Origin of the sequence: Singulisphaera chitinilytica (assembly GCF_049331405.1) — a bacterium.
Taxonomy (GTDB): domain Bacteria; phylum Planctomycetota; class Planctomycetia; order Isosphaerales; family Isosphaeraceae; genus PoT.
On the sequence record NZ_CP186274.1, the window covers coordinates 3,647,439 to 3,669,218 of the forward strand.

The 21,780-nt window shown below is 63.9% G+C and carries 18 protein-coding genes; 7 read left to right on the forward strand and 11 right to left on the reverse strand.

Annotated elements, in window-relative coordinates:
- The first annotated feature begins 121 nt into the window (after positions 1–121).
- Positions 122–1,585, forward strand: a complete 1,464-nt coding sequence (locus ACOYYX_RS14720; RefSeq protein ID WP_422930661.1) for a hypothetical protein — start codon at positions 122–124, stop codon at positions 1,583–1,585.
- A gap of 18 nt (positions 1,586–1,603) precedes the next feature.
- On the opposite strand, the gene ACOYYX_RS14725 is transcribed toward ACOYYX_RS14720, so the two are convergent.
- From ACOYYX_RS14725 to ACOYYX_RS14750, 6 genes are all read right to left on the reverse strand, one after another.
- Positions 1,604–2,833, reverse strand: a complete 1,230-nt coding sequence (locus ACOYYX_RS14725; RefSeq protein WP_422930662.1) for a FliM/FliN family flagellar motor switch protein — start codon at positions 2,831–2,833, stop codon at positions 1,604–1,606.
- Complete coding sequence (locus ACOYYX_RS14730) at positions 2,830–3,753, reverse strand: hypothetical protein (RefSeq protein WP_422930663.1); 924 nt, start codon at positions 3,751–3,753, stop codon at positions 2,830–2,832. Before ACOYYX_RS14730 ends, ACOYYX_RS14725 begins: the two co-directional genes overlap by 4 nt.
- Positions 3,754–3,815: 62 nt before the next feature.
- A complete protein-coding gene (locus tag ACOYYX_RS14735) occupies positions 3,816–4,601 on the reverse strand; it encodes a response regulator transcription factor (RefSeq protein ID WP_422930664.1) in 786 nt (261 codons plus the stop codon).
- A gap of 102 nt (positions 4,602–4,703) precedes the next feature.
- Positions 4,704–5,921, reverse strand: a complete 1,218-nt coding sequence (locus tag ACOYYX_RS14740) for an ATP-binding protein (RefSeq protein ID WP_422930665.1) — start codon at positions 5,919–5,921, stop codon at positions 4,704–4,706.
- A gap of 186 nt (positions 5,922–6,107) precedes the next feature.
- A complete protein-coding gene (locus ACOYYX_RS14745; protein WP_422930666.1) occupies positions 6,108–6,608 on the reverse strand; it encodes a response regulator in 501 nt (166 codons plus the stop codon).
- 64 nt (positions 6,609–6,672) lie between these two features.
- Positions 6,673–9,162 carry a PAS domain-containing sensor histidine kinase gene (locus tag ACOYYX_RS14750; RefSeq protein WP_422930667.1) on the reverse strand — a complete coding sequence of 830 codons (2,490 nt, stop codon included), beginning with the start codon at positions 9,160–9,162 and terminating at the stop codon, positions 6,673–6,675.
- A gap of 495 nt (positions 9,163–9,657) precedes the next feature.
- On the opposite strand from ACOYYX_RS14750, the gene ACOYYX_RS14755 reads away from it, so the two are divergent.
- From ACOYYX_RS14755 to ACOYYX_RS14775, 5 genes are all read left to right on the forward strand, one after another.
- On the forward strand, positions 9,658–10,017 hold the full coding sequence (locus tag ACOYYX_RS14755) for a (2Fe-2S) ferredoxin domain-containing protein (RefSeq protein WP_422930668.1): 360 nt from the start codon (positions 9,658–9,660) through the stop codon (positions 10,015–10,017).
- Positions 10,018–10,030: 13 nt separating this feature from the next.
- Positions 10,031–10,888, forward strand: a complete 858-nt coding sequence (gene panC, locus ACOYYX_RS14760; protein WP_422930669.1) for a pantoate--beta-alanine ligase — start codon at positions 10,031–10,033, stop codon at positions 10,886–10,888.
- 6 nt (positions 10,889–10,894) lie between these two features.
- Positions 10,895–11,284 carry an aspartate 1-decarboxylase gene (panD, locus tag ACOYYX_RS14765; protein ID WP_422930670.1) on the forward strand — a complete coding sequence of 130 codons (390 nt, stop codon included), beginning with the start codon at positions 10,895–10,897 and terminating at the stop codon, positions 11,282–11,284.
- 34 nt (positions 11,285–11,318) lie between these two features.
- Positions 11,319–12,179, forward strand: coding sequence for a prolipoprotein diacylglyceryl transferase (gene lgt / locus ACOYYX_RS14770; protein ID WP_422930671.1), 861 nt, complete (start codon positions 11,319–11,321; stop codon positions 12,177–12,179).
- Positions 12,180–12,691: 512 nt separating this feature from the next.
- The gene (locus ACOYYX_RS14775; RefSeq protein ID WP_422930672.1) at positions 12,692–16,324 is read left to right on the forward strand and encodes a serine/threonine-protein kinase; all 3,633 of its coding nucleotides are present in this window, start codon (positions 12,692–12,694) and stop codon (positions 16,322–16,324) included.
- A 31-nt stretch (positions 16,325–16,355) separates the two neighbouring features.
- Here the strand turns inward: ACOYYX_RS14775 and ACOYYX_RS14780 are convergent, their stop codons facing one another.
- Genes ACOYYX_RS14780 through rpmA form a run of 4 tightly spaced genes read right to left on the reverse strand, consistent with a single transcriptional unit; the run spans position 16,356 to position 19,653 of the window.
- On the reverse strand, positions 16,356–17,501 hold the full coding sequence (locus ACOYYX_RS14780; RefSeq protein WP_422930673.1) for a GTPase: 1,146 nt from the start codon (positions 17,499–17,501) through the stop codon (positions 16,356–16,358).
- Positions 17,502–17,547: 46 nt separating this feature from the next.
- Positions 17,548–18,309 (reverse strand): type III pantothenate kinase, encoded by a 762-nt coding sequence (locus tag ACOYYX_RS14785; protein WP_422930674.1) that lies wholly within the window; start codon positions 18,307–18,309, stop codon positions 17,548–17,550.
- A gap of 4 nt (positions 18,310–18,313) precedes the next feature.
- Complete coding sequence (obgE, locus tag ACOYYX_RS14790; protein ID WP_422930675.1) at positions 18,314–19,357, reverse strand: GTPase ObgE; 1,044 nt, start codon at positions 19,355–19,357, stop codon at positions 18,314–18,316.
- 29 nt (positions 19,358–19,386) lie between these two features.
- Positions 19,387–19,653, reverse strand: coding sequence for a 50S ribosomal protein L27 (gene rpmA / locus ACOYYX_RS14795; protein ID WP_422930676.1), 267 nt, complete (start codon positions 19,651–19,653; stop codon positions 19,387–19,389).
- Positions 19,654–19,912: 259 nt separating this feature from the next.
- On the opposite strand from rpmA, the gene queC reads away from it, so the two are divergent.
- Positions 19,913–20,614 carry a 7-cyano-7-deazaguanine synthase QueC gene (gene queC, locus ACOYYX_RS14800; protein WP_422930677.1) on the forward strand — a complete coding sequence of 234 codons (702 nt, stop codon included), beginning with the start codon at positions 19,913–19,915 and terminating at the stop codon, positions 20,612–20,614.
- A 113-nt stretch (positions 20,615–20,727) separates the two neighbouring features.
- Here the strand turns inward: queC and ACOYYX_RS14805 are convergent, their stop codons facing one another.
- The gene (locus ACOYYX_RS14805; RefSeq protein ID WP_422930678.1) at positions 20,728–21,525 is read right to left on the reverse strand and encodes a hypothetical protein; all 798 of its coding nucleotides are present in this window, start codon (positions 21,523–21,525) and stop codon (positions 20,728–20,730) included.
- Between the last annotated feature and the right edge of the window lie 255 nt (positions 21,526–21,780).

Consider the following 21,780-nt stretch of genomic DNA (forward strand, 5'->3'; position numbering starts at 1 on the left):
GGTCGGGAGGCGCTGGCAGGTCTTCGAACCGGCTTCTTTGATTCGCCGCACGATGATAGCACGACGGTAGTTGAGTTTCTTCCCTCGTCATCGGACGAATTTCCCGCGCGAGACGCACCGCATGCGAACGGCCAGAATCCTGATCCCGATCCTCCAGGCCATCGTCCTGCTCGGCTTCGCCCTCGCGATTCGAAACGGCCTGATGCCGCTCGGCGTCCGCGGCGAGTGGGAATGGCTGAGGCTCCCCAAGAATGTCTCGACGACCTGGCTCGAGAACCTGACGGGGTTCGGCGGGCTCCTGGTCTATGCCGCGTTGCTCGGTTTCGGATATCGGAGGTTGATGGGCAAGACTTCCTATCGCCGCGAAGCCCTCTGGGTGGCGGGCCTGCTCGTGTCGGCGGTCGTGGTTCAGGTCGTGCTCCACGGGGGAGCTCCGGTCGGTTACGGGCTCCACAAGTGGGGGCTCGCACTCTCGAATCCGGGTTCGAGCGGATATTATTCCGTGGCGAAGAAGCAGATCCGCGACCCGGAACGGTTCTTCGCCGAATACGCCGAATGGATCAAGAAACAAGATTCTCTTCATGTCGGCACGCATCCTCCGGGGCTGCTCTTCGCCCAGCGTCATCTCCTGGATGCGATGGAGTCGTACCCTGGCCTGGCGCGAGGGGTTCTCGACCTGATGCCCCCATCAGTCGACATGGGGCTCAACGTGGTCGGCCAACTCCCCAGGGCCGATCGCGCCACGCTCGCCTTCACCGGCTGCATGACGATGCTCTTCTGCGCCGCCACTGTCGTACCGCTTTATCTCCTGGCCCGAACCGTCGTGGGCCCCCCCGTATCCTGGGCCGTCGCATCGATCTGGCCGCTCCTGCCGTCCGTGATCCTGTTCCAACCCGCGGCGGATACAGCTTTCCCGTTCCTATCCACTTCGGCATTTGCACTGGCGGCGTATGCGGCGAGGAGCCAGCCGCGCAACGCGATCCTGCTCGCGATAGGGTCTGGCATCGTTCTGGGCGTCGGGATGTGCTTCACGCTGGCCTATCTGCCTGTTGGCCTGATCGTGGGGATCCAACTGGCGGCGGGCTGGGGCCAGACGCTCAGAATGCGGGTGGCGAACGTCCTGGCGACGGGCGTCGGCTTCCTCGCCGTGACCTTACTCTCGTGGTGGGTTTGGAAGGCCAACCCGTTCGTCATCTGGTGGTGGAATCAGCGGAATCACGGGCGGTTCTACGTCGAATATCCCCGGACGTACTCGGCCTGGGTTGTCGAGAACCCGATCGAGCTCGCGATCGGCATCGGCCTGCCGGTCGCACTCTGGGGCCTGATTGCGTTGAGGAAGCCCCGGCAGATACCGCTGGTCACCTGGGCGACGCTCGGCGTCCTCGTGTTCCTGACCCTTGGCGGCAAGAATCTCAGCGAGGTCGCACGACTCTGGATTCCCCTGATGCCCCCGCTCCTGCTGGCGATGGGGCAGGGGATGGCCGGGGTCGGCGCGGGGGCGAAGTCGCTCGCGACGACCGCGCTACTCGTCGGGTTCGAGACGTTGCTGCTCGAGATGACGATCCAGGTCGTCTACCCGATCTGAGCTCGATCAAAAAGCAGACTACATGAACACATTCGTGATCCGCACGCCGAGCTCCGTGTCGATCTGGACGAGCTCGCCCCGGGCGACGAGCCGGCCTGCCGAGGTCAGTTCGACCGGCTCTCGGGAGTGGCGGCCGAGTTCGACCACGTCGCCGGGCTTGAGGTCGGCGAGCCGACCGAGCGAGAGGTTCACGCGGCCGAGTTCCACCACCAGCGTGACCGGGACGTCGCCCGGAGTGAGCGCGGGGCCCTGCGCTGCGGCTGTCGGTGCGGGTGATGGGGACGAGGGCGGAGTGGGTGACGAGCTCACGGCTAGGGCCTCTCGAGGCGCTGGGGTCATTTGAAGGGGACTTCGCACGATAACCCGACCCGCGCCGGTGTTGGGTACGGGCTCGACGTCATACCAGAACCGACCGTCTCGTGCCGTCTCCAGCATGAGTGTGATCGTCCCCCTGGGGTCCTTCGGAGTCCCGCCGAACGGCCGTTCCAGAAGCGGCACGATCCCGCCGACGCGGAGTCGGCCGAGTCCCCTGTTCATGTTGACGGTCCCGGCTTCCGCACGCCAGACCCCCGTCAGGCCGCCAAGCTTGGACCTGAGCGGAGCGACCTCGGCCGGCGGGAGGCTCCACTCGCCCATGAGCCGTTCGGCCGAGGACTCGGGGAGCCAGAGTCGGATCGAGCCGTCCAGGTCTCCGACGGTCACCGGCCAGCGCACTGTGATGAGCGGTTCGAGCCCCCTCAGGTCGAAGGGGTCGGGACCGACTCGGTCGAGGCAGAACGTGCTCAGCGATGGGGGAAAACCCGCCTCGCTGGATCGCGAGAGGATCTTGGCCAGCAGGAACGTCCAGATCCCCCACTCGACGGGGGTGAGCTGGAGCTTTCGCTCCGCCTCCAGGCGATCGAAGCCGAGTATCCGATCGACAATGACGTGCGCCAGCGAGATCTCGATGCCTATGCCGATGCGGCTGGCGAACAGCGTGGAGATGAGCTGGGCGACGAGGTTCGGCCTCTTGAGCCCCGAGGGGCGCCAGAGGAATTCCGGTTCCCCCACCGAGATGGGGAAGTCGAACAGCTCGGAGAAGACTGTCGACCCTTTGCGCACGAGCGAGAGCCTGCGGAGGGCCCGCTCGATGTGGACGCGGGGTCGGTCGAGCTGGGGCAAATCACCGAGCGGCCCGCCGAGGATCCTGGGGCGCAAGGCCGGGAGCTCGAAGGCGGAATCGGGCTCGAGGACCACGACCTTGTTCATGGCGCGCCTCCATAATCGCGAGGAAGCTTCCCTTCCTCCCTGAGTCGCGTCCAGGCGACGCGAAGGATCTCCGACTCCCAGGCCGCCAGCGACGTGTCACGCCTCGGCTTGGGGTTCATCAGGCTCCGGAGGAACTTGGCGATGGGGTAAGGAAGATGCTGCAAGGCCCATCGGACCCGGTAGGGTTCGGCCAGCTCCAGCAGGCGAGCGATGGTGACCAGGCCGAGCCTGCCGACTTCGTGGCGTCCGGCCGGGTCATGCTGGGTAGTGTCGTGCTTCGCCAGTTGCTTCAGCCTCGGGTTGTGCTGCCCGAACCGAGCCTTGAAATCGTGGAATCGTTCCAGGTCGCGAGCCGGCAAACTCGGGGGATCTTGCAGGGCCAGCGCCCACTTCGCCAACCCCGTGGCCCGGATCAGGCGATGGATCTCGCGGAGTTCGAGACGGGTCAATGCGACGATCGCGGGCGAATCCGCGACTCGCTCATCGGTATCGCCGACGAGCCGCTCCGACCAGAGCGAGTGTGCCTGCTGCACAACCCCTTCGTTGGGCACGCGATCGGGCTCCAAGTCCGAGACTTTCAGCCCCAGCTCGGCACAGAGGCCGGCCCGGATCGAGGCCGGGGCATTCTTCGCGACGATGCGTTGGATCGCGGGAGATTCTTGCCGAAGGGCCCGCCCCCACCAACTCGCGTGGACCCGAGAGAAATCCGGACGGACCTCGGCGACATGCTCCCGTTTCAGCTCGTCGAAGGCCGAGTCCGCATGGATCGTCCCGTCCTGATTCCAGAGGGCTCGAAGAGATTCTCGCCACCCGGGGCGAAATACATCCCAGAAGGCCGTCGGAGGATCTTGCGACCAGGCGCGGACGGCGAGCAGGAAGGCGTGCTCGGAGATGGACGAATCATCGGAGATGCCGGACACCTTGAGACTCCGCCAAAACGTCGATGCTCCTCGCGTCCGGGACGGCTCGATTCGCACCGACCCTAGAGGCTCGCTTCAGGGCAGGCTGGCGGAAACCGCTTCACGAACACGACCTCGGCCGCGTTGTTGTCGCCGTCGATCTCGTCGAACCGGGCCTCGGTAAGCCACCTCGACAGCCGGCCTTCCCTCACCAACAACCCCTTCGCGAGCCAGGACGAGGCCTCGCGCAAGGTCAGGGTGAGCCGATCGGGCTGGAGGCTGTAGTCGATGACGCCCGCGGTCGCGGTATCCGAGCCCTTGGCCATGCATGCATCGCTGACGATCTCGGTCAAGGCGGCACCAATCCTGCTAATCGAATCGACATCAAGAGGGGTGCGAGCCACGAGGAGGCTGCGAAGCTGGGCAATCTGCCGCAACGATTCGCCGTCTTCGCTGGCGTCGAGCTGGATCTGCCCCTCGGCCACCGGCCCCTGTACGTCGCGACGCCAAGCGTCGGCCTCGGTCATGGCCTGGAAGATCTGGTCGGGCGTGTACGGCTTCGGGATGTAGTCGTCGGCCCCGACCCGGAAGCTCTGGAGCCGATTCTCGGCGGCGACGCGGGCTGTGACCATCACGATGGGGATGAGGCTCGTTGCCTTCTTCGTCTTCAAGGCGCGACAGACCTCATAGCCGTTCATGTCGGGGAGCATGAGGTCGAGGAAGACGATGTCCGGCGGCTGCTCGCGGACCTTCTCCAATGCCTCACCCCCCGTGTAAGCCGAGTCGGTCCGATAGCCGCGGAGCTGGACGAGCATCGCCAGGAGGTGGTTGGCTTCGGGTTCATCCTCGACGATCAAGGCGCTTGGCATCAGCTATTCCTTCACAAACACAATCTGTTCCAGGTGGCGGCGTGCCGATCGTGTCGCCAATCGATCCATCCCCAGGACAAGAGGTCCGCTCCTCCTTCTTACTTATACGCTCGTCAACGAGTCTCGCTCTTCTGAGCTGACGGAATTCATCACGCGGCGGGGCAAATGGATCGTGACTCTCGTCCCCTCATTCACCTGGCTCTCGGCGAAGACCGTACCGCCGTGCAGCTCGACGAACTGTTTCACGATACTCAAGCCTAACCCCAATCCGCGTTTATTGAACCCAAAATCCCCAGAAGAATGGCGACTTGAGTCAAATTGGGTAAAAAAGGGCTGGAAGAGATACGCCAAGGCCCTTGGTTCGAGCCCGATCCCACGGTCGGCGATGACGATCTCGGCTTGATCGGCGTCGATCAAACTTGCCAACATCGAAACGTCTCCCCCATTCGGGGTGAATTTGATCGCATTTGTGAGCAGGTTCACGACGGCCGCTGAAATCTTGTCGGCATCCACCTCAAAGATACCGAGTCCCTCGTCCAGGTCGATATGGAGATGCAGGTCTCTCGCATGGACGAACGGCATGACCTGATCGGCCACGGATCGCAGCAGGGCCCCGAGGTCCACCGGCCCTCGCTTCATTGTTCGCCGGAAGTCGTCGGCACGCATCAGGGTGAGAGTGTTGGTCACGAGGCGGGCGAGCTGCCGGGCGCTCTGGGAGATGCGCTCGATGAGTGAGCGCTCCTGCTCGTCGCGTTGGGGGTTCGTGAGGCGGAGGAGTTCGCTCAGGCCCAGGACCAGGGTAATCGGCGTGTTGAACTCGTGGCTGGCGACCTCGATGAACGAGCTCTTGAGCTGGCCGGCCTCGGCGAGTTCCTCGTTGGCTCGGGTCAGGCGAGCGTTGGCGGTCTGGAGCTCGGCGATCAGCCGCTTCCGCTCGGCGAGCAGCTCGAACTGGTCGGCCGCCTGCCGGAGGATCCCTTCAAGTTCGGATGCGTCCCAGGGCTTGAGGATATACCGGAAGATATTCCCCTCGTTCACGGCGTTAATCACCGCCTGGATGTCGGCGTAGCCGGTGAAGAGCATCCGGATCGCATCCGGCTGGATCCTGCGGGCGTGTCCCAGCAAGATATCGCCCGACATGCCTGGCATACGCTGATCGGAGAGGATGAGGTGGACCTCTTCCTTCCCGAGGATCTCGAGCGCCTGGGCACCGCTTCCCGCCGTGAGCACGCGGTACGTGCGATGGAACAAATGGCGCAGACTCTCGAGAACGTCGATCTCGTCGTCAACCACCAGCAGGGTGTGTCGCCTCTGATCCATCCAACCACTCCGACCTTGGCTGACACGCGTTGTGTTTCTCTAAATTGAATTCGGGCTTGGCACGTCACAAATTTCGCGAGGAGAAGCCGTCTTCATCGTCCCACATTTCCGGCAAGAGCGTCGGTCCCAATGTTCGATTCGTGCTCGGTCAGGCCCCTGATCCGGCGATGGGCCCGGGTCGATTGCTTAATTGACCGCCTTCTGATCCAGGAGGCGTCGGACTTCATTCTCCAGGACGGAGACCCTGGATTGAAGGCTCGCCACCTCGCCGATGAGGGTCTCGCGCTCCTGGGCCGCCTCGGTGAGGCGGTCGTACTCCTGCGCCGCCTGTCGCACGGCCGCCTCGAGTTCCTCGGGCTGCCAGGGTTTCTTCAGGAAGCCGTAGATGTGCCCCTGGTTGATGGCGGCGATGATCGACTCGATGTCGGCGTACCCCGTGAAGAGCATGCGGATCGCGTTCGGGAACCGGGACTTCACCTTGGTGAGGAGCTCCACGCCGGAGATCTGGGGCATCCTCTGGTCAGACATGATGATATGAATCTCTTCTTCCTGCATCAGCCGGCAGCCTTCTTCCGCGCTGTTGGCCTTGAGGACGCGGAATTCCCTCCTCAGCAGGTCGTGCACGGAATCGCAGACGTTGGGCTCATCATCGACGACCAGGAGGCAATGCTTCGGCTTGACGCCCATGCGCGCTCACTCCCAAAGGGGACGACCGGCCCGGCCAAATCTCGACCCTTCACCAGCCCGCTCGCTAGGCCTTCGGCTCGATCGGGAGGTAAACATGAAAACAGGAGCCCGCGTTGAGTCGGCTCTCCACCTGGATCCGGCCGCCGTGCCCCGTGACGATCCCGTGGCTGATCGACAGGCCCAGGCCCGTCCCCTCTCCGACCGACTTCGTGGTGAAGAACGGATCGAAGAGGTGGGGTATCGACTGGGGGTCGATGCCGGACCCATTGTCGCAGATGGAGAATACGATCATGTCCCCTTCCTTCCGCGAAGTAAACCGAATGCTCCCCCCCTCAGGACGAGATGCGGACTCCACCGCCTGCACGGCATTGATTAGCAAGTTTAAGATGACCTGACTGATCTGCGCCCCGACGCAGGTGACTCGCGGCGTGTCGACATGCTCGGTCACAACCTCGATGTTATGGCGACGGAGACGCCCTCGGATCATCTCGAGGGCCGACTCCAGCAGGTCGGGTAATGAGACCGGCTCGAGCTTGGCTGGCGACGTCCTCGCCAGCCCCCTGAGGTTCTGGACGATGTTGGCCACCCGCTGGACCCCCTCCCGGGTCCGGGCCAGCATCCGCTCAACGTTGCCCCGGACGTACTCCCAGTCAAGATCCTCCTCCACCTCGCGGATCCGGCTCGAGACCTCCGGCGAGGACAACTTGATGGATTCCCCGGCCCCTTCGTAGGTCGCGACGAGCTCCAGGATCCCCTTCAAATCACGCTCGAGCACCGCGAGATTATTGGCGACGTAAGCGAGCGGGTTGTTGATCTCGTGGGCGACTCCCGCGCTCAGCAACCCGATCGAGGCGAGCTTCTCGGATTGCAGGAGCATCGCCCGCATCCTCTGGCGCTCGGTCTGATCTCGAATCGATCCGATGAACTGCAATTCTCCCGCCAATTCGATCGCGCTGAGCGACAATTCCAGGGGAAAATCTTCCCCGGACCCGCGCCTCCCGAAGGTCTCTACCGTCCGGCCTACGATGCTCGCCGAGGGCTCTTTCGAACCGAGGACGAATTTCATCTCGGCCGAGATCTCCGGGGTTAGGATCGAGAACGGCTTCCCTAGCACGTTTTTGCACGGGCAGCCGAAAATCTTTTCCGCCGCGGGATTGAAGAGGATGATGACCCCCTTCGCGTCGGCAACGACCACCGCGTCGAGGCAGCCTTCGGTGAGGAGCCGATAACGGGCTTCCGACTCGACCAGGGCCAGATTCTTGGCCTCGATCTGGCGAGCCGTCTCCATCCTTGATTCCTCGAGGCGTTGCCTCGTCTCCTCCAACGCCTTGCGCTCGGTGATGTCCCGGATCACGGCCAAGACCGCGCGACGATTGTCGAACAGGATGGTCGAGGTGTTGATGTCGACGGGGACGACCCTCCCCGACTTGGCCCGATGCCGCCCTTCGAAGCTCAGGTGCCCCTTCAGCAACTGCCCCTCGAGCCGAGTATGGTAGCCCTCGGCGAAGTCGGGAGCGTCGATGTCGCTGGTCTTCATCTTGAGGAGTTCTTCCCGAGAATAGCCCAGCAACCGCGTCGCCGCCGGGTTGACGTCGAGGAATGATCCCTCGGGCGAATGGACGAATATGGCGTCCTCGATCCCCTCGAACAGGGCACGAGCCCGGCGTTCGGAGGCGAGCAGGGCTAATTCCGTGCGTTTCTGTTCGGTAATGTCCCAGACCGTGCCGAGGAATCCGGAGAGAGCTCCGTGCTCGGTATATAAAGGCCTCTCCTTGATCGAGACAATCAACGACCGGCCATCATGCGTGAGGAATGGACGCTCGAGCAATCTCTCGACGTTCTTCCCTTGAAGACGTTCCTGGAAGGCTCGTTTTGCCTCGTCCCGCGACTCCTCCGGGATCAGGTCGAAGAAGGACCGGCCGATGAGTTCTTCGCGAGCGAGACCGAGCAACTCGCACTCGGTGAGATTGATGTTGACGATTTTGCCCTGAGCGTCGATCTCGTGATATCCGACCGGCGCTCCGTCGAAGAGTTTCCGGAACCGCTCCTCCGACCGGCGAAGGGCGTCTTCCACCCTCTTGCGCTCGGAGATGTCGGTGACGAACGCGAAGTAGCCGCAGGGGCGGCCTTGCTCATCCTGGTCGAGGTCGACGGTCAGGACGACCGGGATGAGGTGACCGTCGCGATGTCGATATTCCTTCTCATACTGATAAGATTTGCCGCTCTGGAGGATCCGGTCGAGGGTGGCCTGGGTATCGGCCTGCCACTGGGGGGCGGTGATGGAATGGACTGTGGCGCCGCAGAGTTCCGCGGGCGAGTAGCCGATGAGTTCCTGGAAGGCCCGGTTGGCGAACCGGATCCGGCCCTCGAGCGTGGTCGCGGCGAATGGCTGGGAGGTCCGCTCGAGCCAGCGGGCGATGGAACGGGAACTCGCGTCGAGGAACGCGGGGTCGGAGGTCGCGAAATACACGCGGCCGGTCCCCGGGAGGCCTGGGCTGGCGACGTTCCCGCCGGTCGGGTCGGGCGCGGCGGATTCACTCGGGTTGGGTTTCACGGGTCAAAGCCCCCAGGGTGGTGATCCGTGACCTCGAATGAGAAACCGTCGCCCCGGCATCGCGACAGAGTGAGTCGATCGGCGGGAGCCGCGAAGGATCGACGCTCGTGGTCTCTCCCGGTCGCGGACGTGGTCGCCCGCCGAGGGGCCGACCGGTCCCTCGCGAATCCGCACGACGTTCGAGTTCCATGAGACGAGACCGAAGAGGAAGTGCGCCCGGAAGCGTGGACGCCAGTCGGGCTCGACGCCTCGATGTCGTCGAGGAGGACACCTGCCGCCGCACAGCCATCTTCACGAGTATAGCCAGGGCCTCGCGAAATGCGCCCTGGTTCTTTTCGCCATTTTTTCGAATGATGGCGGTCCAGGGCGTCGCGGGAGGTCACGATCCCCATGTGGACTTGACCGCAATGCCGGTCGGTACGCACGATTGAGGGGCTTCGGCAGGGCATCGAGCGTCCTCGCCTGCCCTTCAGACACGCCAGGACGAGGGACATCATGCCGGCGTTTACTCATCATATCTTCATCTGCGGTAATGCTCGCAAGCAGGGGCATCCCAGGGGCTCTTGCGACCCGCAAGAGAACCAGGACCTCCGAGATGCCTTCAAGAAGGAACTCAAGTCGGCGGGGTTCGGCCAGATGGCCCGGGCCAACCAGGCCGGCTGCCTCGATCAGTGCGAGCACGGCCCGGTCGTCGTCATCTACCCCCAAGGGGTCTGGTACGGCAATGTGACGGTGAAGGACGTCTCCCGGATCGTCAAGAAGACCCTGGTGGGGGGAGAGATCCTCAACGACCTCCTGATCGCCGACTCTTGCTTGAACAACCCCGACTGCCCCCATCGCCGGCCGAAGGGCTAAGGAAAGGTCTCGCTTGTTACGCGTCGTCGAATCGATCGAAGCCGTCCGCGAAGCCTGCGACGAGGCTCGCAAGGCCGGGAAACGCGTGGGACTCGTCCCGACGATGGGGGCACTCCACGAGGGCCACCTGCAGCTGGTCGAGGCCTGTCGCGAGGAGGCAGAATTCGTCGTCGTCTCCATCTTCGTGAATCCGACTCAGTTCGGCCCTTCGGAGGACTTCACGCGCTACCCTCGTACGCTCGAGGCCGACGTCGCGGGCTGCGAGAAGGCCGGGGCCGACCTCATCTTCGCACCATCGGCCTCGACGATGTATCCTAGGGGGTTCTCGGCGACCCACGTCGAGGTGGCGGGGATCTCGGACATGCTCGAAGGGGCGAGCCGCCCCGGCCATTTCCGAGGGGTCGCGACGGTCGTCCTCAAGCTTTTCACGATCGTCCAGCCGGACGTCGCCCACTTCGGGGCGAAGGACTATCAGCAGCAACTCGTCATCCGCAGGATGGTCGAGGACCTGAACGTCCGCGTGGCTGTCCGCGTTGTGCCCACAGTCCGAGAAGCCGATGGGCTGGCAATGAGCAGCCGAAACCGATATCTCTCGCCCGAACAGAGAGCCGCGGCGACGGTCCTTAGCCGGGCATTGTTCTCGGCTCGCGATGCCGTGCATGCGGGATTGAGGCAAGGGGACCGGGTTCGACAGATTTTGCGGGAAACGATAGAATGCGAGAGGCTGGCGAACCTGGACTACGCCGAGGTGGCCGACGCGGATACGCTCGAGCCGCTCGGCGACTGGGAACCCGGCCGTAGGGTCGTGGCACTCCTCGCGGTTAGGGTGGGGTCGACCCGTTTGATCGACAATCTCGTCTTGGCGGAATGATGCGGGATGAGGCTCAAAGTTCTCAAAAGTAAGCTCCATCTCGCCACGGTGACGCGGAGCGACCTCCACTATCATGGAAGTCTCACGATCGATCCCGACTTGATGGACGCCGTGGGTTTCCTACCTTACGAGGCGATCCTGGTCAGCAACGTGGCGACCGGCTCCCGAGCTGAAACCTATATCTTGCCCGGGGTCCGCGGGCAGGGTCAGATCGAACTCAATGGCGCCATGGCGAGGATCGGTGCCGTCGGCGACCGCGTCATCATCATGGCGTTCGCCGAATTCGATCAGGACGAAGTCGCCGGACACCAGCCATTGGTCGTCGCGCTCGATACCCATAACCGGATCGTCGAGCACATCGAATATCCCCCCATTCCGGGACCCATTCGCGTCTAAGCCAGTCGGCCGACCGCTCGCTCAGGGAGGAAGTATGCAGCAGGTCCTGTTCACAATCCCGATCCTAGGCGGGATCAAAATCTTCGGCTACGGGATGATGCTGTTCTTCGCCTTCCTCGGCTCGACGTACCTTGCGTCCTGGCGTGCCGCGAAGGAGAAGCTTGATCCGGAGTTGCTCAAGGACCTGGCCCTCTGGGTCTTCGTCGGCGGCCTGGTCGGGGCGAGGCTCTTTTACGTGATCCAGTACTGGGGCGATCGCGTCCGATCGATCGGGGACATCTTCCGGATCTGGGAAGGGGGGATCGTCCTCTACGGGAGCATCATGGGAGGCACCGCCGCCTTCTTCGCCTACCGGTTCGTGCGCCCGTTCCCGCTCCGCCCATATCTCGATGTGGTCGCCCCATCCCTGGCCCTGGGAATCGCGCTGGGGCGGATCGGATGCTTTCTGAATGGCTGCTGCTATGGCGACCAGTGCGACCTCCCGATCGCCGTGTCGTTCCCGAGGGAGTCCCCGCCGTGGCGGTCTCAGGAAATCCTGGGCATGATCCCGTCCACGGCCGCTCGCTCGCTCCCGGTACATCCCACGCAACTTTACTCGGCCATCGATGGTTTCCTATTGGTGGCACTCCTGTCTGCCTACTTCCCCTTGCGGAAGCGAGACGGGGAGGTCATGGCCATGCTCATGGTGACTTATCCGATCACCCGGTTCCTCATCGAGTATCTTCGCAACGATGAGGGGGCTTACTTCGCGGGTCTGACGATCTCGCAGAACATCAGCGTCGCTCTGTTCGTCTGGGGGATCTGGTTCTGGCGTTACCTGAGCCGGCAACCGCTCGAGCGTTATGCCGATCATCTAAAGTCGGGGACACTCGAGCCCATCGCCGGGGTTTCTTGAGCGGCGAGGTGTCTCGAGTTTGACTTGCGACCATCCATGAAGGATGCTGTAGCCGTCCCGACGCGAGGTCGTCGGGATATGTTCGGTATCGGGTCGGCTCCGATGAAATAAATGGCTCCTGGAAATCGCCGCCGATCTCCAAGAGCCTGCGGATGATACCGCGATTGGTATCCACCGAGTTCCTCCGGTCGGTTGACAGCGAAGATCGCGATCACCTATAGTTGAGCGGACTCGACGCGATTGCATGCACCTTTCTTATCGCGTCGTCCACGCATTCAGCGTGTTCATGGATGTGCTCCGGGGAAATCGGTCCCCTACTACGAGAGACCTGCCCGATGCTGGAGCCGGACCCTACCCTCCGTCCTCAACACCCCGAATCTTCGGATTCACACCGGGGCGGTGCGCAAGCGGGTGGCCGGGACTCGAGGGTCGACGACTCTCCCACAGTTCGCAGCGGCTCCTCCGCACGCAAATCGAGGGCGGTCCTGGGCACGACTTCCGTGCCACTTCCCGTGGCCGGAGACCGAATCGAATCTTTCGAACTCGAGGAGGCGATCGGGGCCGGGGGCATGGGGGCGGTCTTCCGGGCGCTTGACACACGCCTGGATCGTCACGTCGCCCTGAAGATCCTGCCTCCTGAGCAGGCGATCGACCCCGAAGTCGTCCAGCGCTTCTACCAAGAAGGGCGCGCGGCGGCTCGACTCGATCACGAGAACATCGCCCGCGTCTACACGATCGACCACGATCAGAAGTATCATTTCATCGCCTTCGAATACATCGAGGGGACTACGATCCGCCAGCGCGTGGAACGTAACGGCCCGCTGCCGATCGACGAGGCGATCAATTTCACGCTCCAGATCGCCGGTGCTCTCGTCCACGCGGCGGAACGGGGCGTCGTCCATCGCGACATCAAGCCCTCGAACATCATCGTGACCCCCCACGGGCGGGCCAAGCTCGTCGACATGGGGCTGGCCCGAAGTTTCGAGCGAGGGAGCGATGACGGGCTCACCCAGAGCGGCATGACGCTGGGCACCTTCGACTACATCAGCCCCGAGCAGGCGAGGGATCCCCGGGACGTCGACGTGAGGAGCGACCTTTATTCGCTCGGATGCACGCTCTTTCATATGCTGACGGGACGCCCCCCGTTCCCCGAGGGGACGGTGCTGCAGAAGCTCCTCCAGCATCAGGAAGACACGCCCCCCGACGTGCGCTCCTTGAATCCGGCGGTCCCGACGGACCTGGCGAACATCCTGGTCAAGCTCATGGCCAAGGACCCGGATCGCCGGTATCAGACCCCCGAGCAACTCGTCCGGGACCTCTTGACCGTCGCCGGGGCGTTGGGCCTGCGTTCGGTCAGCCCCGAGGGCCTGACCTGGATGGCGGCGTCTCACACCCCGACCTGGGAGCGGCACCTGGTCTGGGGCGTTCCGACGCTCGCGCTGGCCCTCGTCGTGGCCGGCCTGGTCTGGGTCGGTCAGGATACGGACTCGCAACGTGGGCGGCCCTTCATCCCCGAGAATTATGCGAAGGCCGCGACGCCGGTCGCGAGCCCGACCGGCAAGGTCGCGGAACCTGGCGGGGCGAATCTGGCAGTGACCACGCCCCCCGCGCCCGTCGTCACTAAGACTCAGACCGGTCAGACTCGCTCCTCGGCCCCTCGCGAGCGGATGGTCGATTCGACCGAGGATCTCCTGGCGGTCCTCGCCGAGCTCCCGCCGCGGTCGGTCGTCGTACTGAGCGACGACGGGCCCTATGAAATCGGCAGGAACCGAAGTTCGAGAGCCCTGACGCGTCTCGTACAGCGAGACTTGGTCCTGAAGGCGGATGCCGGCGTGCATCCCGTCCTGACGTTCTCGCGCGAGCCCGGACTCGCCGGGAAGCCCCCGCCGGCCTTGCTCGACTTCCAGGGGGGCCACATCATGATCGAAGGCCTGGAGTTCGCCGCGGAGCCGCCGGATCGCGGCGATAGCTGGGCCTCGATCCGCACCGAGGACACCGAGCTGACCTTGAGGCGCTGCGTCTTCCGCTGGCCCGCCGGCCGCGGTCGATCCGATCGCGTCTCGGCGGTCCAGGTCCGCGTGACCGGGACGGAGAACCGGGCGCCCGCGACTCAGGCCGATGCCTGCCACTTCGATGGCGGCGGTCAGGTGGGGATCCATGCCCAGGGCGCGGCCGAGGTCTCGCTCCGGGACTGCACGTTCGGGGTTGCCGAGCCCGCCATCTGGTTCGACAACCCGAAGGCCGACTCGCTTGTCCCGGCCGACCTCTGGCTCCGCCACGTCAGCGCTTTCGCCAGTGAAGGGGGAATCCTGCGTGTCGAAGGCACGGCCTTGCGTGTCCGGGCGGAAGACTCGGTCTTCGCCCCGATCCGCGACACGGCATCCGGCACGCTCCTGGCCTGCGACTCGCCCGACGACCTTGAGTGGCGAGGTCGCGCCAACCTATATTCACGGATCTCGACCTTCCTCCAGCCGATCGGAAGTCAGTCGCAACGCGAGCCCATCCGAGGCTGGTCGGCCTGGTCCGATTCGCCGGCTACGGCTCGCGAGAGCGGCTCTAGCTATGTGCCGACGCGCGTTTGGGAAGAGGCGGATCCACAACTCTACCTGGCCCAGGCCGAGGAGAATCCTTCGAGGGCGTTCCATCTTGCCTCGTTGCTACCGAAGACTCGAGACCTGGGGGCAAGGCAGGGGCCCTTCGGCACCTTGATCTCTCATGACTCTTCGGTCGCCAAGTCGACGCTGGCGCAACGCGAGAACCCGCCCTCGACTTCGATCCCGGCCGAGCGAGGTTCTCCCGCTTCCCGCGAGGTGGCGACGAGTCCTGTTATCACGCCGCCGCAGCCTACCAGCGACACCGCGATCGCTAAGGCGAATGACGTGGCGAAGATGCCGGAAATGCCCGTGATGCCTCCGATGGATCCCCAGGAAGCCTTCGAGCCGACGGCCTCAAGCCCCGTCAATGATAAGGCCCAGGGGCAGGGCAGCGAGAACCTGGCGGCGAGGACGACTGATTCGCAAGTCGACCCTGAGGTCTTGCGGACGGCCGAGCAGTTCCTGAACGCCCTCAAGCAGACCGACCCCCATCACGGAGTCTTGCGCATCGCGGCCGATGCCGACTGGGAGCTGCCCGGCCAGGTACTCGACGGCGGCATCAGGCGTGTGGTCCGTGCCGAACCAGGCTCGAAGCGACCTCGAATCCGATTCCGTCCTCCCCCGACCGATCCCAAGATGCCCACGGCGTGGTCGGTCTGGATCGAGCTCCGCTCGGGTGTCCTTCAACTCGAGGGTATCGACCTCGTTTTGTCCCAGGCCGATGCGCCCCGACAGGGGCGCTGGGGGGCGTTCGCCGTCTGGTCGGGGGCCGACCTGAACTTATCGGATTGCACCGTGACGATCGAAGGCCGTGACGCTCAATCTGCCTTGATCGTGATCTCCAGCCTGGAGCCGGGTCGGGAGGAGAAGCAAGGTCTGGAATCCTCCGCCGCCCTCGTGAAGCTCTCGGATTCGTTGATCCGAGGGGGTGGAGACCTCGCGGATGTCTATCCCGGCAGGCGGCTCGACCTGGAATTGGCGGACGCCGTCATCGCCCTGGGAGGCAGCCTGCTTCACGCACACGGCTCTCCACGCGACCAAGCCCCCGAGACGATGAAGTTGACGCTGAGCCAGGTAACGGCCAAGGTGGCCGGTGGACTCGTCCTGCTCGAGAGTGCCCCCGAGGAGCCGGAATTGCCCGTGGCTGACGTTCGCGTCCGCGACTCGATCCTGGCCACGACTCCGCAGGGGGCTCCGCTCTTCCGCGTCGACGGACAGGGGACCCTTGCCGCCCTCAGGGACCGGATCAAATGGGAGGGGCACGGCGTGGCCTATCACGAGATCAACGCCTATCGCCGCGACCAATCCTCGCAGGTCGGCTCGATCCCGAACATTTATGACCGCCCCTCGTGGATGGTGGCGGTCGGCACCAAGGAAGCCTCGCCGATCCACGACGACGTCAAGTTTGCCCGGAAGTGGGAGCCGGAGCGTGAGCCCTGGACCCTGACCCGAAGCGACGTCGAACTCGCCTCTGAGAGCCCGGCCCTCCGAGCCGGCGCCGACCTCCAGCAAGTCCCGGATGCGCCTGCGAGTTCTCCTTCGAGCCGTTAAATCCAGGTATGGTTGACCTGGCTCGGCCTCATCACGACGGCCGGAGCAAGGTTTCGAGTCGCCGTGCGGCCTCCTGCCCTTCATCGCGGTAGAGTAGGAGTTGGGCTTCGCTCAAGACCTGGAGATGGATCCGACGAAACGGTATGGCCGCCCCGGGGGATGGGGCGTTCGGCACCAGCCGAGTGACGATGTGTGCCACAAGTTGCTCGATTCCGTCACCGCGCTCGGCCGAGATCGCGATGCAACCAGGCGGTGGTGACCAGTCGTGGGGCAGGTCACACTTATTGGCCACGATGATCGGCTGATCCTGCTGGTCGATGAGGTCGCGATCCGCGTCGGCCAAGGGCCGAGAGAGGTCGAGCACGACGATCGCGAGGTCAGACTCCTGGTGCTGAGCACGCGATAGCTCGATCCCGGATCGTTCGATGACGTCGCCTGCCTCTCGAATCCCGGCCGTGTCGGAAAGCTCGACGGGCCAGCCATCGAAGGCTGTCCGAAATGTCACGACGTCGCGGGTGGTTCCCGGGGTTGGGTCGACGATCGCTCGATCGTAGCCCGCGAGGCGATTGAGGAGCCGACTCTTGCCGACGTTGGGCCTGCCGGCGAGAGAGACTCGCCAGCCATGGATCAGGCGAAGCCCGACCTGCGCACCGCGGACGATCAGGGAGTCGAGTGCCGACTTGCCGAGTTCATGGTCTTGACGGATCAGCGAGGCGATCCGAGCGATTTCCTCTTCGAGCTTGCCCCGAGACTGTTCCAGGAGGATCTCGGCCGTCCTGACGGTCGTCGCCTGCATCAGGTCGACTTCCGCCTCGGCCTGGATTCTCGAAGGGGCGGACGATTTCACCCAAGCCACGGGTCGGCGTTCCTCGGCACCTGCGGCGAGGAAAGCCGCCAGCACGATCCCGCGCGCGGCATGGCCGCCGTGGCAATGGACCTCGATCTCGTCGGGAGCCTCATGGACCCGGACGACGACGACCTCGTCCCCCAATCCGGCGCCGATCCGGCCGAATCGGGGGCGGTTGACGGGCGTCTCCTTGAGCCCACCCCCGACGAGGGGGCGGAAGACCGAGTTGGTGAGCTCGACGGCATCTTCACCCCAGGCCTTGATGACCGAGATGGCGCCTCGCCCCTCACCAGTCAGGACGCAGACCTTCGCCCGATTCGACTCGCTCATGGTGATTTTCCGAGCCCTGGGCCGGGTAACCTCGAGGAGCGTAGGCTCAACCCTTGAGGTCGTCCGACGCCATGATCCGAGCCAGCCCTTGTAGCACGAGGTCGGGGACGACGGACGACGATGGCCAGGTGATTGCCGGTGCCAGGGTCGCGGCATCTCCCCCCGTCCAGACCAGCCATGGAAGCGATTTGAACGAGGCCGCCTGGTGCGTCAAGAGCTCTCGGACTGCCCCGACGACGCCCCAGAAGATCCCGGCCTCGAGCGCAGGCAGCGTCGAGGCTCCCCAGGCCGGTGGTGCTTCTCGGGGGACGACCAGCGGCAACTGGGCCGTCTGCAGATGGAGGGCCCGCGCCGCGAGTCCCAGACCAGGGGCGATGGCGCCGCCTTGCCAGGTTCCGGTTTCATCGACGCGTTCCACCGTGATGGCGGTCCCGCACGAGACGATGATGCCCGGCGGATCCGGGTTCTGCGCCACGGCCGCCGAGACGGCCAGGGCCCGATCGGCACCGGTGATCTGCGGGTGCTCCAGCGCGTGCTTGACCGGGACTTCGGCCGCCGATCGGAACCAGCGAAGCTCCATCCGGCCGAACGACGTCAGGGAATTCCCGAGCACCTCGGCCACCGGTGGGTTCACCGAGGAGATGTACCACCGGGCCGGGTCGTTTGAGGGATTCCAGCTCGACCACGTCGACGCCCAGGAACGAGGGTCGTTGAGGGGGAGCGTCGCGGACTCGACGACGTTGCACGCGGCGTCGAGCCTGCCCCACTTGAGCCGAGAGTTGCCGAGGTCGGCGACGATGCGAAGCACGAGATCAAGAACCCTTGGAACCCGCGACGGCGGTTTCCGTGGTGATGGGATTCTCTTCGAGCAACGCGGTGACGCGATGGATGAGCTGGGGGATCCCTTGTCCCGTCACGCCCGAGATGGCGAGTACATCTCGGCCCAGCTCCTGCCGGATCCGGTCTCGGGATTCGGCGGCCCCGGTGAGATCCATCTTGGTCACGACGAGCAGCTCGGGGCGATTCGCCAGCGCCGGGCTGTAATGCTCGAGTTCCTGGCGGATGGTCCGGTAGTTCGCCACCGGGTCCGAGCCGTCGATGGGGACGGCCTCGATCAGGTGGACGAGGACTCGAGTCCGCTCGACGTGCCGCAGGAATTCGTGACCGAGGCCATGACCGGCGTGGGCGCCTTCGATCAAGCCCGGGATATCGGCGACCACGAACGACCCGTCTTCACCGCCTCGAACTGTGCCAAGATTGGGATACTTGGTCGTGAATGGATAGTCGGCAATTTCGGGGTGGGCCCGCGAGATTCGAGAGAGCAGGGTGGACTTGCCCGCGTTGGGCAGGCCGACGAGGCCGACGTCGGCGATCACCTTCATCTCGAGGGTGATCCAACGTTCCTCGCCGGTACCTCCCGCCTCGTGCTGGCGTGGAGCACGATTGGTGCTCGATTTGAAGAAGGTGTTGCCGTGCCCGCCCGCCCCGCCCTTGGCGACGACGACCCAATCTCCAGCGGCTTTGAGGTCGCGAAGGAGGTGGCCGCGATCGCGGTCGCGGATAATGGTGCCGGGCGGGACTTCGATGACCATGTCGGGTGCGCCACGACCGGTGCAATCCGAACCCTGGCCATGTTCGCCGCGCTCGGCTTTCCAGTGACGTTGAAACGACAGGTGGGCGAGGTTCGTGAGACCTTCGGTCGCGCGTAAGATCACGCTACCACCATCGCCCCCATCGCCGCCGTTGGGTCCGCCTTTAGGCACGTACTTCTCGCGCCTGAAGCTGACGCAACCGTTGCCTCCATCACCCGCCCGGACAAAAATGGTGACGCGGTCTACAAACATCCCCGGCCCCATCTCTGCGCAGGAGGAAATGGAAGGAAAAATCAGGCCTGAGCCGCGGCGGCTTCAAGCGGGATGACATTGATGCGGCGTCCGCCCTGGTCGAACAGAACACGGCCGTCGATCAGCGAGTAGATGGTCCAATTCCTGCCGAAAGCGACATTCTTGCCGGCGTGCCAGCGGCTGCCGTTCTGGCGGCAGATGATGCTGCCGGGGCGAGCGGTCTGACCGCCGTAAAGCTTGATCCCAAGCATCTTGGGATTCGAGTCGCGCCCGTTGCGGCTCGAGCCTTGACCTTTCTTGTGAGCCATAGCTCTTGCGTCCTTCGTCTCGTTTCCGGAACCGAAGCGAAAGCCGCTTCTGAGGGCATTCCGCGTCTCGGTCATGCTTGACCAAAGGGACTATGTTACAACGGGCGACCTGCCGTCGACAAGGGAACTTCGTCTCGACATGCATTGTCGCCCGGATCGTCAGCGCATCCTCGACCGTCACGCTTGCGTCGACGGGGGAGCGAGGGGCAAGATAATGGTCGTTCCTGCCCTGCTTCATGTGATCGGAGAGTCCTCGTCGATGTCGAGCGAACCGAAGAAAGCCGTCGTCCTGCTCAGCGGAGGGCTCGACTCGACGACCGTGCTCGCCGAGGCGATCGCGGCCGGGTTCACGCCGTATGCCCTGACGATCCTCTACGGCCAGAGGCATCTCGCCGAACTCGAAGCTGCCAGGCGAGTTGCCCGCACGATGTCGGTCGCGAAGCACGTCGAGCAGCAGATCGACCTCCGTGCCTTCGGGGGGAGTGCCCTGACCTCGGATCTGGAGGTCCCCAAGGACCGCAGCGACGAGTCGATGGCCACGGGGATCCCGATCACGTACGTCCCCGCCCGCAACACCGTCTTCCTCTCGCTGGCTCTGGCCTGGGCCGAGACGCTCGGTGCCTTCGACATTTTCGTCGGCGTCAACTGCGTCGATTACTCGGGGTATCCCGACTGTCGCCCTGAATACCTGCGAGCCTTCGAAAACCTGGCCAACCTGGCCACCAAGGCCGGCGTTGAAGGGACCGGTCGGTTCACGATTCACGCCCCGCTGCTCCTGCTGACCAAGGAGCAAATTATCAGCAGGGGCCGCGAACTGGGCATCGACTACGGCATGACCCACTCATGCTACGATCCGACGCCCGATGGCACGTCCTGCGGCCATTGCGACGCCTGCCAACTCCGTTTGCAAGCCTTCGCCAAGCTTGGCCTGACGGATCCCATCCCTTACGTCCAGGGTTGAATCAACGTCCAGCGTTGAATCGTGCGATCTAACGAAAAAAAGCCTGGAAGGGCCGGTTTGATCACCGCCCAGCCAGGCTTTTTTATTATTCCCCACGATGAGAAGTCACGCGCTCACCAGTAGAGCCATTCGTAGGGGGGATCGAAAAGCTGGATTTCCTTCTCGTTGAGGTTGCGATCGTCGCCTCGACGGATGAAGTCGATCCTCAGGGTCTTATAGCGGATCGTTTCCTTGCCGTCGGGGGTCGCGAGGGCCTGCTGGCCGTCGGAGAGGCCCCGGACATAGATGCTGAACCTGTCTGCGTGGGGATCGACGGCATCCCAGATGGCCACGCCGTAGACGGCGTCGTCGATGCCTTCCTTCTTGCTTGGCGGAATCACGCCCATGATATCCACCGCGCCAAGCAGGTGGATGCTCGGATCCTCGCGGGCCTCGATGTTCTTCACGCCTTGGGGTAAGACCGTGTCTTCATACCTCTTGCCCGTGTCGGTCACGAGGCTGAACTGCGGCACGAACCGGCGGGGTTGTCCCGTGTGGTTGATGACGCGGTAATAAAGATAATGGAACGTCTTCCGACCCTTCCCGGGGATGTCCACGGTGATGAGCCTGACGGGCTTGAACGTGAAGTCGAGAACCCAGATCCCCGCCTTGTCGCGCGGGAGCAATGAGGCGTCCACCATCTGATGGTTGTACCGGCTCGCGCCCCTGCGGACCGGGGTCGTGGGCAGGGTCGGTACCAACGTTTCATCGGGGATCGGCTTCAGAGCCGGCAACGGTTCGTCCGACGCGGCTTCGTTGGCCTTCGGCGTCTCCTTGGCGTCTCCTTCTGCTGGTTGCGCCTGAGACCAGGCCGCAGTTCCCGCGAGGACGAGCCAACCCGAGACGATCAGCCGAATCGATGAGGTGAACACAAACCATTCTCCCCAACGTCGAGGTGGAGTGAGGAAAGACAATACGAGCACAATATTTGCGAGAGGAAGGTTCGTGGAGGTCTTTGTATTTTGCTCCCCAAAGCCAATTGCGTCAAGGGAAAGTGTTCTGCAGGTGCTAATTGGGGAGCTTTGGGTAACCTTCGCGATGAGTCGTTGTTGTAAAGGCTTGCCGGGAAGGAAAATGATGCCGGAGGATCGGGTTGAAACGCGGAGAAGGATTCTTACAATGCTCTG